The sequence below is a fragment of the Paenibacillus sp. NEAU-GSW1 genome (genome assembly GCF_009737085.1).
Classification (GTDB): Bacteria; Bacillota; Bacilli; order Paenibacillales; family Paenibacillaceae; genus Pristimantibacillus.
Map to the genome: position 1 here is coordinate 1 of NZ_WOVL01000013.1, position 12,802 is coordinate 12,802.

Annotated in this window: 12 protein-coding genes and 1 pseudogene; 11 read left to right on the forward strand and 2 right to left on the reverse strand. The window is 48.7% G+C overall.

Translation table 11 applies throughout. From position 1 onward, the window contains the following. The first annotated feature begins 579 nt into the window (after window positions 1–579). Window positions 580–1,941 carry a L,D-transpeptidase gene (locus GOM71_RS11780; protein WP_156281266.1) on the forward strand — a complete coding sequence of 454 codons (1,362 nt, stop codon included), beginning with the start codon at window positions 580–582 and terminating at the stop codon, window positions 1,939–1,941. 8 nt (window positions 1,942–1,949) lie between these two features. Here GOM71_RS11780 and GOM71_RS23880 read toward each other — a convergent pair whose 3' ends face one another. Further along, complete coding sequence (locus GOM71_RS23880) at window positions 1,950–2,090, reverse strand: hypothetical protein (RefSeq protein WP_173275528.1); 141 nt, start codon at window positions 2,088–2,090, stop codon at window positions 1,950–1,952. A gap of 173 nt (window positions 2,091–2,263) precedes the next feature. Here GOM71_RS23880 and GOM71_RS11785 point away from each other — a divergent pair, with 173 nt between their 5' ends. The 9 genes and pseudogenes from GOM71_RS11785 to GOM71_RS25140 all read left to right on the forward strand — a co-directional run bounded on the left by GOM71_RS11785 (window position 2,264) and on the right by GOM71_RS25140 (window position 10,662). Continuing rightward, window positions 2,264–3,361: a quinone-dependent dihydroorotate dehydrogenase gene (locus GOM71_RS11785; RefSeq protein ID WP_156281268.1), complete on the forward strand. Its 1,098-nt coding sequence runs from the start codon at window positions 2,264–2,266 to the stop codon at window positions 3,359–3,361. Between the two features lie 17 nt (window positions 3,362–3,378). Further along, window positions 3,379–4,185, forward strand: a complete 807-nt coding sequence (yjbM, locus tag GOM71_RS11790; RefSeq protein WP_156281270.1) for a GTP diphosphokinase — start codon at window positions 3,379–3,381, stop codon at window positions 4,183–4,185. 221 nt (window positions 4,186–4,406) lie between these two features. Beyond that, window positions 4,407–5,414, forward strand: coding sequence for a substrate-binding domain-containing protein (locus tag GOM71_RS11795; RefSeq protein ID WP_156281272.1), 1,008 nt, complete (start codon window positions 4,407–4,409; stop codon window positions 5,412–5,414). A gap of 310 nt (window positions 5,415–5,724) precedes the next feature. Further along, window positions 5,725–5,928: pseudogene (locus GOM71_RS23885) on the forward strand (carbohydrate ABC transporter permease); the annotation flags it as partial. Beyond that, window positions 5,929–6,897, forward strand: coding sequence for a glycoside hydrolase family 113 (locus tag GOM71_RS11800; protein ID WP_173275531.1), 969 nt, complete (start codon window positions 5,929–5,931; stop codon window positions 6,895–6,897). It abuts the pseudogene before it with no gap. A gap of 36 nt (window positions 6,898–6,933) precedes the next feature. Next, the gene (locus GOM71_RS11805) at window positions 6,934–7,890 is read left to right on the forward strand and encodes a glycoside hydrolase family 113 (RefSeq protein ID WP_156281274.1); all 957 of its coding nucleotides are present in this window, start codon (window positions 6,934–6,936) and stop codon (window positions 7,888–7,890) included. Between the two features lie 2 nt (window positions 7,891–7,892). Then, entirely contained in the window at window positions 7,893–9,110 is a 1,218-nt protein-coding gene (locus GOM71_RS11810; protein WP_156281275.1) for an AGE family epimerase/isomerase, read from the forward strand. Between the two features lies 1 nt (window position 9,111). After that, complete coding sequence (locus GOM71_RS11815; RefSeq protein WP_156281277.1) at window positions 9,112–10,311, forward strand: glycoside hydrolase family 130 protein; 1,200 nt, start codon at window positions 9,112–9,114, stop codon at window positions 10,309–10,311. A gap of 174 nt (window positions 10,312–10,485) precedes the next feature. Then, the gene (locus tag GOM71_RS25140) at window positions 10,486–10,662 is read left to right on the forward strand and encodes an acetylxylan esterase (RefSeq protein WP_483311038.1); all 177 of its coding nucleotides are present in this window, start codon (window positions 10,486–10,488) and stop codon (window positions 10,660–10,662) included. Window positions 10,663–10,745: 83 nt separating this feature from the next. On the opposite strand, the gene GOM71_RS11825 is transcribed toward GOM71_RS25140, so the two are convergent. After that, a complete protein-coding gene (locus GOM71_RS11825; protein ID WP_156281279.1) occupies window positions 10,746–10,928 on the reverse strand; it encodes a hypothetical protein in 183 nt (60 codons plus the stop codon). Between the two features lie 256 nt (window positions 10,929–11,184). Between GOM71_RS11825 and GOM71_RS11830 the strand changes: the two genes are divergently transcribed. Next, the gene (locus GOM71_RS11830; RefSeq protein ID WP_156281281.1) at window positions 11,185–12,801 is read left to right on the forward strand and encodes an RsmB/NOP family class I SAM-dependent RNA methyltransferase; all 1,617 of its coding nucleotides are present in this window, start codon (window positions 11,185–11,187) and stop codon (window positions 12,799–12,801) included. Window position 12,802 lies beyond the last annotated feature (1 nt).

The following is a 12,802-nucleotide window of genomic DNA, read 5'->3' on the forward strand; positions in this document are numbered from 1 at the left end:
GATTCCGCCGGTTCCTGCTTCGAGGCTTGCCGAAAGTCAGCCTAGAGGTCGGGTGGGCTTTCACTTGCCCATCATTTGCTGAAGAAAGCTGCAAAGGATAAAAATCTAAAAATAGCGTTGCAGGTCCGCAACGCTATTTTTATGAAATTCACTTTTGTAATTTACTGATGCGAGCCATTTCTCTAGCGAGCGAACCTCTTTTGAGACGGCCCCGTCGCGATTTTAACGGACATGAGCGCCCTTGCTTGTCGAAATTTCGGCTTCAAAGAGCCTGGAGTGGTAGTTTACTAATGGAGGCTAGTGTCCTTACCGATATAAAAGATAACGATAAGTTTTGTGATCGAGTTTCTATTGAAGACGAGAATTGCAGAGTAGAGGAGCGGCCGTAGCGTTCTGGAGAAGCGACAGCGTTCGCTTTTGCGCCCGATTGGCCCCAATGGGGACAAGTTCAAGCCAGTCGGGCGTAATGGCGATCGGAAGAATGATACGGATGCGCTGCGCAACACACAATCCCCACGCTTCGCAAAAATAACGCTTACGAAGCAAGTTTTGCTTCGCAAAACTTTTAGGAGGGATGATATGGAAACGACAGAAGACGCACTTTACTTGAAGCAATATGTCAATCAGCATCCCGACAACAAGATGGCGTGGTACTTGCTCGGCAAACAATATTTGATCATGGGCAAAGATGCGAAAGCAAACTATTGCTTCCTGCAATCAGGGGAAGTATATGACGCATACGAGAGAAAAAAGCATCCGCTGGTTGAACAGCCAAAACAGCTGTTGAAGCATTGGAACAAAGCGCAACGGCGAAAAAAGCTGGCTTTGCGGGCCGTTAGTATCGCCGCCTTCCTGCTGTTGTTTTTGCTGTTGGTGCCTGCCCCTAATGACGACGGCTCAACAATGAGCGAAACTCAAATTGACGCCGCTGTTCAGCCTGAAATCGGCGTCGTGCTGGTGAGGCTAGCCGATCGCCAGCCGATCGGAAGCGCATGGAATAGCATATTGGCGTGGCCGGACCAGCCCAATCTTTCGCTCGCAATCCGATTGGAAGAAGAGGATGGCTGGCGCAAATGGACAGGCAATAAGCGTCTGTTAATGTCCGTCGACAAGCTGAAGGGCAGCAAGGAATTTAATGTGGAAATGCTGGACTCAGCCGCATGCAATTGCGAGCCTTCTGAAAGCGAGACGGAAAGAAGGGAGCTTGAGCAATGGATGGCGGTGCAGGAGCAAAGATGGACGCTGGCCAGCGCAATTCATCAATATCGTAAAAAATACGATAGCTGGCCAGAGAAAATAGACCAGTTGACCCGTAATTATCCGAATAATGTGCTTGCGGGGGAAACGCCGGCAATGGCAGCAATGTTTCCGGCGCTGCTGAATGCCGTAAAGGCCGATCAGAACGATCGAGATACAGCGAAGCCAACAGACGACAAGCAAGCGGAGAACGCTGCCATGTCGCCTGAGGAGGCCGCAGAAACGGTGCATCGCCAATGGCGAGAGCCGCTTAGCATTGTGGTGGACAAAGCGACGCATCGTTTGGCGGTTGTGAGTGGGGACATAATCGTGCGCAGCTATCCTGTCGGCTTGGGCGGCGACAATACGCCTGAAGGCAGCTTTTACATTAGCGAGAAAGTGCGGAATCCGAACGGGAAGGACGACGGTCAATTCGGGAGCAGAGGGATGACCCTTTCGAATACGCTGTATGCGATTCATGGAACGGACGAACCGGACAGCATAGGAAAAGATGAATCGCTGGGTTGCATTCGAATGGGGAAGGCAGATGTCGAAGAGTTGTACAATTTAGTTCCGCTTGGCACTCCCGTAACAATTAAAAACGGGACTCTTCCGTCCAAAACAGCGGAACCGGCCGAACGTTTCAGGCTGGAGCCGCGGGCGAACGAAACGAATCCCGCTAAAGTTTATCGTTGGTTAGGTTAAACAAATCGTTAATTGCTAACGATAAGAAGAACAGCTACGGCGATGACAACGACACCGATTGCAGCCCCGATCCATACGATCGCCTTCTTGTTCACTTCTTCCTTTGGTTTGGTTTTAAGCGCAGGCGGCTTCCGTTTCGCTGAACTCATCGACGATCAACCTTTCTTTAAATATATTGATATATTGCATCTATATTGTAATCGTTTTCGTAAAAAGTCGCAATATTGTTGCTTGTCAACTAAGTTGACAGGCTCTTTCTTTTTTCATCTAAAAAAGATAAACTGTCAGATAGGACATACAACTTTGATCGGAGTGAACATACTTGCTTTATTCATCAATACTTAAGCCGATTTTTTTTAAATTGGATCCGGAAACAGCCCATCACTTGATTGTTGACGGCTTCCATACAGCCGGAAAAATTCCGGGAGTAAACAGCATGATGCATGCAATGTACGGCGTGACCGAAGCGCCTGAGCTGGCGGTCGATCTGTTCGGCATTCATTTCCCGCATCCTGTAGGACTTGCAGCCGGTTTGGATAAAAACGCGAAAGCGATCGATACGTTTTCCAGCATTGGCTTCGGATTTGCGGAAGTCGGAACGGTGACGCCGAAAGGACAGTCTGGCAACGAGCAGCCGAGATTGTTTCGTCTTCCGCCTGACGAAGCGCTGATCAATCGGATGGGCTTTAATAATGAAGGCACGGAAGCGATGGCGAGACAGCTGCAGCGCCGCCAGGTGCACCGTATACCGGTCGCCGTAAATATCGGTAAAAATAAAGTGACGGCCAATGAACTTGCGCACGAAGACTATCGTTCTTGCATAAAAGTGTTATATCCGCATGGCGACTTCTTCGTCGTCAATATCAGCTCGCCGAACACGCCGGATTTGCGCGCATTGCAGCATGGCGATGAGCTTCGCACGCTGCTTGGCGAGGTGCTGCTTGAGGTTCAGGCACAGGCTGCGCGAGCAGGCGCTGCTCCAAAGCCTGTACTTGTCAAAATCGCGCCGGACATGACGGACGAGCAGCTTGAGCTGACAGTCGCGACGATAATGGAAAGTGGCGTTTCCGGCATTATCGCCACGAATACGACGGTATCGCGCGAAGGATTAACGCACCGCAACGCATCAGAGACAGGCGGCCTTAGCGGCTTGCCGCTTCGCGAGCGTTCGACGGAAGTTATTCGCGCCGTTTATCGGCAAACGGAAGGCAAGCTTCCAATCATCGGCTCCGGCGGCATTTTTACCGCTTCGGATGCATACGATAAAATTCGCGCGGGCGCATCGCTCGTCGAAATCTATACATCATTGATTTATAAAGGTCCAGGCGTATTGCGCGAATTGACGAATGGTTTGAAGGAACGGCTGCGCAAGGACGGCTACCGCAACATATCGGAGGCAGTAGGCGCAGATCATCGTTAGGAACAGGAGGCGGCCGGATGGACGGAAGAGACTGGAATCTTTTTTTGCAGCCATATGAACAAGCGGTTGAAGAGCTGAAAGTGAAGTTTAAGACGATGCGGGTAGAGCTCAAAATGAGGGAGGCATATGCGCCAATCGAATTCGTCACCGGCCGAGTGAAGAAGATTTCCAGCGTGCTCGAGAAGGCGAAGCGATTAAACGTTCCTGCGGATCAGCTTGAAAAAGGGATCGAGGATATTGCCGGCATTCGCATTATGTGCCAATTCGTTGACGACATTCTTCGCGTGGCGGAACTGATTCGTACACGGAAGGACTTAACGCTCGTCTATGAGAAGGATTATATAACGAATTATAAAGACAGCGGCTACCGCAGCTACCATATGATTGTCGAATATCCGGTGCAAACAGCGCTCGGTCAAAAATTCGTACTCGCCGAAATTCAAATTCGCACATTGGCGATGAATTTCTGGGCAACGATCGAACATTCGCTTAATTATAAGTATAAGGAAAGCTTGCCGGAGGATGTAAAGGCCAGGCTGAAAAAAGCGGCGGAGGCAGCTTTTCAATTAGATACGGAAATGTCGAGCATTCGCCATGAAATATTGGATGCCCAGCGCGGGTTTGAAGAGGGAGCGAACGTCGTTTCTAAAGTGCTGGGCTATATCCAGGATCTATATTTTTACCACAGAGTTCGAGAAGCCGCGCAATTTCAAATGAAATTTAACGAGCTGTGGGAACAGAACGACATGTTCGGACTGAAGCAGCTTGCGACAGATCTGGAAGCGGCAATTGTACGCGCAAAGAAAAACAATCAAAGCCAGTAATAGGCGTTAGTTTGAATAGCCCGCCCGGGACGAGCGATTGGAAACAATTGACGTCTAAGGCGGGCTATTGTTATGGATCAGGGTGATTGACAAAAAAACAGTTACAGCCTAAGCTAATATTAAGTTAACGATAAACATGCGAAAAAAATGGGGAATGCTTATTGTTTCTCGATTTTTGGACATATAAAGAATGAAGAAGTTACAGATGGGGGAAGGTCCGTTTGTCTAATAACATCACAATGAAAGATATTGCGAATCGTTTGGGCGTCAGCAGCGTCACGGTTTCTAAAGCGCTTGGCGATAAAGAGGGCGTAAGCGACGAGCTGAAGCAAAAAATTAAAGAGCTGGCTCAAGAGATGGGGTATCGCTACAATACGCTGGCTAAAGCGATGAAGGACGGCGTATCCTATAACATCGGCGTCATTATTGCTGAGCGTTTTACCGGCATGGCCCAGTCATTTTATTTGCAGTTTTATCAGCATGTCGCCAAATCGCTTGAGGAGTATCAATATTCGGGCATATTGCATATTTTGCACGAAAAAGACGAAGCGCAGCAGGTGCTGCCGCGCATTTATTACGAAAAGAAGGTTGACGGATTTATCGTGTTGGGGCAGTTGGACAAGCACTATATTGAAGCCTTGCAAAATAGCGGATTGCCGCTCGTTCTTCTCGATTTTTATACCGATAAGTCAGATGTGGACTATATCATAACCGACAATTTTTATTGCATGTACGAACTGACGAATTATTTAATAAGCAACGGTCATCGTCATATTGCATTTGTTGGAAGCTTGTATTCCACCAGCAGCATCCAGGATCGTTTTCTTGGCTATTACAAATCGATGCTCGAACATCGGCTGACGATCGGTAACGGTTATGTGATTGAAGATCGCGACGAAAAAGGGCGCTATATTGATTTTGTTTTGCCGGAAAATTTGCCGACCGCTTTTGTATGCAATTGCGATATGGTTGCGTTCAATTTGATTAATGATTTGAAGAAGCGGGGCATTAAAGTGCCGGAAGAATGCTCAGTGGTTGGTTTCGACAATGATATTTATTCTACAATTACAGAACCGCCATTGACGACAGTTGAGGTCAATATGCAGGAAATGGCGCAAACTGCTGTAAAAAAGGTGATTAAAAAAGTGAATAATAAAACGACTAATGCCGGCAGGGTGCTAATTAAAGGGAAGATCGTTTATCGGGACTCCGTCCAAAATATAAATTAAACTAAACGTTAACTTAAAAAATTGAGAAATCACGATGAATTCGGTATCTTATCGAGTTTATCGTGATTTTTTTATGTTTACTTTTAAGAGCGGATTCCATTCGTTTGAAAGCGGAACTGAGGAATATCATTAGAGAAAATCTATATTTTACACGGTTTTCTTACATTTTTTCGTTTAAGTTAAAGGAAGGAATAAAAGTTACGAAAAAGGGTTGACGGGTAAGCGCTATCAAATTACAATAAAAAAGTAACTTAATCGTTTAGCTAACAGGAGGTAACAGATGTGAAAAAAACTTTTGTAGCAACGCTATGACTTTTACATTCTGTTCCTGTATATGCCAGCGCAAAAGCTGCAGGTGCTGTCAACCTCCTTGTATGCTTTCAGAGGGCCTTTCGGATCGCAATGGGAAGTCATTTGCGCGGCGATTATGATCGTTATCATTCCAACTGTCATTATCTTTGTTTCGTTGCAAAAATTCATTTATAACGGCTTTACACAAGGAGCGGTGAAATAATTGACGGAACGTCCGTTTTATAAAGGCTTTACCTGGGGATGGAAAGCGACGCGCGGTGAATATAAAACCGAACAAGCAATTGACTCTATGCGCAAGCTAAAAGAAACGGGAAGCGAATGGATTGCCTTATCTTTTTGGACATGGCAACAAGATATTCATTCCACAAATATTGTGTTCGATTACGGTTATACCGTAACGGACAGCGATGTTGCATTTGCGGTTCGTCAAGCGAAGGAGCTTGGCTTGAAAGTCTGCTTGAAGCCGGTAGTCAATTCAGCTGACGGTATTTGGAGAGCGCATATCGGCTTTCCGGAAGAAGAAGCTGCGCAGCCATACTGGGAACGCTGGTTTGCATCCTATTCCAATTTCATTGCCCACTACGCTGAGCTGGCGGAAGAATTAGGCTGTGAAATGCTTTGTATTGGATGCGAAATGATTAAAACGGAATCGCAAACGGAGAAATGGCGTCAGCTTATCGGCCGTATCCGTTCGATTTATAACGGTCCGTTGATTTATAACGCGAATCATGGCAAAGAAGAAGGCGTTGAATGGTTTGAAGACTTGGATCTAATTGGCACGAGCGCGTATTATCCTGTGGCTTCTGTTCCAGGCGATACCGAAGAAAATATGATGGCCAATTGGCTGCCGGTTCGCAACAAACTTGCGAAGCTTAGCCGCAAGTTCGGCAAACCGATTGTATTTATGGAAGTGGGCTGCCGCAGCGCTTTGGGCTGCGCAACGATGCCGTGGGACTTCACAAGAGAAGAGTTTCCGTTCAGCGAAGAGGAGCAAGCCCGTTTTTACAGCTCTGCGCTTCGAACATTCTGGAACGAGCCTTGGTTTGCAGGGTTTTTCTGGTGGGACTGGAGTCTTCGTCTTTATAAAACGGAAGATGCTAAAAGCGACAAGGGATTTGACATATATGGAAAGAAAGCTGAAGAGATACTAAAAAGCTATTATGTTGAATAACAAAAATTAAAAGCTGTGGGAGAAGGAGATATCAGGATGACGTTACCGTACATTGCAGGTATGACATGGGGCTGGACAGGTGTTAGAGGGACTTGGAAAACGCCGGAAGCGGATTTTTCGATGTCCGAAATGGTTAAGCTTGGAGTGAACTGGACAGCGATCGCGTTCAGCGCGTATCAAGATCATCCGCAAGCAACGGAAGTAAAGTTTCGCGAAGATCCAACCGTTACGGATGAAGAAGTATTGTATTCGATTAAAAAAGCGCAATCGATGGGATTGAAAATCGTGCTTAAGCCAGTCGTCAACTGTACAAATGGCGTATGGCGCGCGCACATTAACTTTTTCGATATGGAAGTTCCAGGCGAACCGAGCTGGGGCGAATGGTTTGCATCGTACCGCGAGTTTATTTTGCATTATGCCAAAATGGCTGAGGAAACCGGCTGCGAAATGTTTTGCGTCGGTTGCGAAATGGTGCAGACGGATCGCCGCGAGCAAGAATGGCGGCAGCTTATTGCCGACGTTCGGAAAGTATATTCAGGCCTGATCACATATAACTGCGACAAATACCAGGAAGATCATGTGAAGTGGTGGGATGCGGTCGATGTGATTTCATCGAGCGGCTACTATCCGGCAGAGGATTGGGAAGAGCAGCTGGATCGAATTGACGCTGCGGTATCTCCTTACAACAAACCTTTCTTTTTCATGGAAGCAGGGTGCCCGAGCCGTGAAGGTTCCGCAAAGCGTCCTAACGACTGGAATTTGGTAGGCGCTCCTTCCGAGAAGGAACAGGACGAATACTATAAAGCGATGTTCGGCGCTTGCGAAAAACGCGACTGGGTAAGAGGCTTTATGCTCTGGGATTGGCCTGCTAAGCTGTACGGCAAGAACGAAGCGGCAGCAAACGACGATTACTGCATGTACGCGAAGCAAGCGGAAGCAACAGTGACTTCCTATTATGTAAGTAAAACAGCGCTACAAGAAGTGGGGGAATAGCGATGGCCATTCGGGTCAGGCTAGGCGACTGGAAAAACGAAATCGAGCAGGAGCTCAAGCAAAATATTTTAAACTTTTGGATGAAGCATGGCATTGATGATGTGCATGGCGGTTTCATAGGCGCTATGAAAAATGATTTGACGATTATTCCTGAGTACGATAAAGGTCTCGTTCTAAACGCGAGACTGCTGTGGACGTTTGCATCTGCTTACCGTATTTATCGCGATCCGGCCTATTTGGAAATTGCGGATCGGGCGTATGCGTATTTGACTGATCATTTCTGGGATCGTGAGAACGGCGGCCTCTATTGGATGCTTAATTTCAAAGGAGAGCCTTCGGAGCGTAAAAAACAAATTTACGGACAAGCGTTTTTCATCTATGCGATCGCCGAGTACGTTCGTGCGAAGCCGAACAAAGAAGCGTTGAATTGGGCAATCCTGACCTTTGAGTTAATTGAGAAATACAGCTACGATCCGGTTTATAAAGGTTATATCGAAGCGCTGGACGGCAACTGGGAAGAAACTTCTGATCTGAGTTTGAGCGGAACGGACTTGAACGAGAAAAAATCGATGAATACGCATCTTCATATTCTGGAGGCGTATACGAATCTGTATCGCGTTTGGCCGGATGCTAGTCTCACAGCGAAGTTGAAAGAATTGATCGAAGTGACAATCGATCATATCGTCGACACAGAATCCGGACATTTCCTGTTGTTCTTCGACGAAGCATGGGGCGTAAAATCGCATGAAATTTCGTACGGCCACGACATCGAGGGCAGCTGGCTGTTAATGGAGGCTGCTGAAACGCTAGGCGACGAGAAGCTGCTGCTGCGCGTCAAGAAAGTGGCGCTTGATATGGCGCAAGCCGTATATGAAGCAGGACTGGACACAGACGGCGCTGTCATTAATGAAGCTGACCAAAGCGGCTGGATTGATACCGACAAGCATTGGTGGCCGCAAGCCGAGGCGGTAGTCGGATTTCTGAATGCCTATCAAATGTCGGGGGAAGAGCATTACTTGCAGGCAGCGTACGGCGCTTGGCGTTTTATCGATGACAAGATTGTTGATAAGGATAACGGCGAATGGTATTGGCTCGTTGATCGCGAAGGGCAGCCAAGCGATGAACGGATGAAAATCGATCCGTGGAAATGTCCGTATCATAACGGACGTATGGGCTTTGAAATTGTAGAGCGGGTACACAAAATGGAGGGGGAAAAGTAAAATGAACTTATTTTTTCATCAGTTAAAGCAATTGAGCGACAACCACAAGGAGCTGCTGGCTACTCCGAACCGTAAAGCAAGCGCTGGAAACGGTATTTATGACCGTTATGTGAATCCGATTGTTACGGCTGCTCATACTCCAATCCATTGGCGCTATGATTTGAATCCGGAAACAAACCCGCATTTGATGGAGCGTCTTGGCGTTAACGTTGCATTCAACCCAGGCGCGATTGAGCTGAACGGCAAGTTCTACCTCGTCGTTCGTGTAGAAGGAAATGACAGAAAGTCGTTCTTCGCCATTGCTGAAAGCGACAACGGCATCGACGGTTTCCGTTTCTGGGATTATCCGATTGTTCTGCCGCAAACTGAAAATCCGGACATCAATGTATACGACATGCGTCTTGTCAAACATGAAGACGGCTGGATTTACGGCCTGTTCTGCTCGGAGCGCAAAGATCCTGATGCTCCAAAAGGCGATACGTCAAGCGCGGTAGCTGCTGCCGGCATTGTCCGTACGAAAGATTTGCGCACTTGGGAGCGTTTGGCGGATTTGCGTACGCCATCTCCGCAGCAACGCAATGTTGTATTGCATCCGGAGTTCGTAAATAGCAAATATGCGTTCTATACTCGTCCACAAGACGGCTTTATTGACGCAGGATCCGGCGGCGGCATCGGCTGGGGCTTGTCCAACAGCATCGAAAACGCGGTTATCGACCATGAAGCGATCGTTGACCAAAAACTGTATCATACCATTAAAGAAGTGAAAAATGGACAAGGCGCAGCTCCGATCAAAACGGAAAAAGGCTGGCTGCATGTCGCGCACGGCGTAAGAAACACAGCTGCCGGTTTGCGTTATGTCATTTACGCATTCATGACGGATCTGCAAGAACCAAACAAAGTGATCTATTCCCCAGGCGGTCATCTGATTGCTCCTGAGGGCGAAGAGCGCGTCGGCGACGTGTCGAACGTTGTGTTTACGAACGGCTTGATCGCGCGCGATAATGGCGATGTGTACATTTATTACGCTTCCTCCGATACACGCTGCCATGTGGCGACGACAACGGTGGAGAAGCTGGTTGATTATGTGACAAACACGCCAGCCGATCCGCTCCGTTCCGATCTTTGCGTGAAACAGCGCAATGAGCTGATTGCCCGCAACTTGGAGCTTCTCGAGCGTCCGGAGTATCAATTTCTGAAATAAATGCTTGGAAAACTGATTAGTGCTACGGTTTGAAAGGTTGGATTCCGGCCGCTGTTGTTTTCTGATTTCTTGGTCATTTCACTTTCAATTGATGAAATCCGAAAACAAAGGCGGACGCTTCGCTCATGCATCTCAACCTTTCCCTCCGTAGCTTCCAGCATTTATTTAGGGGGAGTGACGGAATCTGCCTTTGATCGATATGCCGATAGAAGAGAAGAGTTGTATACATACAACGGCCGAAATCCGCGCCCTGTCGATTTCGACGCTAATTGGGAGCGGGCGCTGAAGGAAATGAGGACGGATTTGCCGGACATTTCCGACTTGACGCTGCAGTTTATGCGCGGTTTGTGATTATGCAGCTTATAGTTGTTACAAAAGAAATGGCGATGCAGGATCAACTGCATCGCCATTTCTTTATATGATTGTCGGCTTCGCTACGTGTGTGCATTTGGGCGCTGACTGGCATTTTCAATAATCGCTGTAATTTCAGCTGCGTATACCTTGACCTCCGCCGGATGGACAGAGGCATCTACTTTCATTCGAAGCATGATAAGACGGTCGAATTCTGCTTTGGACAGAATTACGCGGGACTTGCCTGGAAACGGAATGACGTTCATCTTCAATCCCCCTTCCTTATTTATATGCAAACGCGCTTCAAGTTGCATGCTCCATTTCGCATATTACGATTAGTTTTAGCAACAGAACGGTTTCGCAAACGGGCAGATGCTGCGAATTTTACCGCAACACGGTTAGCGCTACTCGTCTTGTCGTCAAACTGGTAGTATAATGATTTGATAGCCAGTTTGCTGCGCAAAACTAAGCGAACGCTTACGAAGCAAGTTTTGCTGCGCAAAACTTTTAGGAGGAACACATATGGCTGGCTTTTTGCCGCTTGCTTTTACAACTAAAATGGAGAAGCTGCTCGGGGCGGATGAATATGAACGGTTTATACGTTCTTATGACGATCCCCGTCTATACGGGCTGCGGATCAACCGGCTAAAGCTCGATGCGGATCGTTGGAAGGAGCTGTCGCCCTTCGGCGATCAAGTTAAACCTATTCCGTGGGCAGAAGACGGCTTCTATTACGAGGAAGGCGAAAGGCCAGGCAAGCATCCGCATTATCATGCCGGCCTCTACTATATTCAAGAGCCAAGCGCAATGGCGCCGGTTGAGTTGCTGGATGTACAGCCGGGCCATCGCGTTCTTGATTTATGCGCCGCTCCCGGCGGCAAATCGACGCAAATCGCCGGCAAGCTGCAGGGCAGCGGCGTGCTTGTCACCAACGATAATGCGCGTGAGCGCACGAAGGCGCTGGCAAAAAATGTTGAGCTGGCAGGCGTGCGCAACGCGGTTGTGCTTAATGAGGATCCGGCCGCCATGGCGCCTGTCTTCGCACATTGGTTTGATCGGATTCTTGTCGACGCGCCATGTTCCGGGGAAGGGATGTTCCGCAAGGATGAATCAATGATCGCGGAGTGGGAAAAGCATTCGATCGAGCGCTGCTCCGTCATGCAGCGCCACATTTTACGCGATGCGGCGCGTATGCTCGCGCCCGGCGGAAAGCTCGTCTTTTCGACTTGTACTTTCTCGCCGGAGGAGAATGAGGCGCAAATTGCTCAATTTCTGGCTGAGCATTCCGATTTCGAAGTGGTGCAGATCGAGCCGCGCTTCGGGTGGAAAGCGGGACGTCCGGATTGGACGAGCGGCGGAGATTTGATGCCGGAACGACTGGCGTCGATTGCCGGAACGGTGCGTTTGTGGCCGCAGCATGTTGCGGGAGAGGGACATTACGCAGCAGTCCTCCAGCGTAAAGGCGAGAGGATAATTGCAGTGGATGCTTCGCAAGAACAAATCTCCGGCACCGGCAGCGCTCGAAAGAAGGAAGCGAATGCGATCTTGCGTTCTTCCTCCGAGAAGAAAAGCGGAGGCAAGCATGCCAAAGATGCTAGAAAAACAACTAGCCGCGGCCCATTGAATCGAGTTCAGGCCGGAGACGGCGATCCGATTCTCTTATGGAGGGAATTTGCAGCGGCGCATTTGTCTGATGATTTTGCCGAGGAGGGCGTCGTGCAAGCATACGGCTCCCGCGTCTATTTGCAGCCTGCCGGCATGCCGCCGCTTGACGGACTGCGCGTCGTTCGAGCAGGCTGGTTCGTAGGCGAAGCGGGGCGCGGCAAGTTCGAGCCGTCGCAACCGCTCGCACTCGGATTGAAGCGGGAAGAAGCGGCAATTTCGATCGACTGGCGCGCGGACGATTCGAATACGGTTCGCTATCTAAAGGGCGAGACGCTGTTTATCGAGGCTGCGGACATAAAGGCCCGGCATCGAAACGGAAACGGCTCCGGCGGAAGCGAATCCAGCAAGAAGAGCGATACCGAGCTTAAAGGCTATGTGCTGCTTTGCGCCGACGGTTTTCCGCTTGGCTGGGGCAAGCTTTCCGGCGGAGGAATGATTAAGAATGAGCTGCCGGCAGGATGGAGGTTAATTTAGT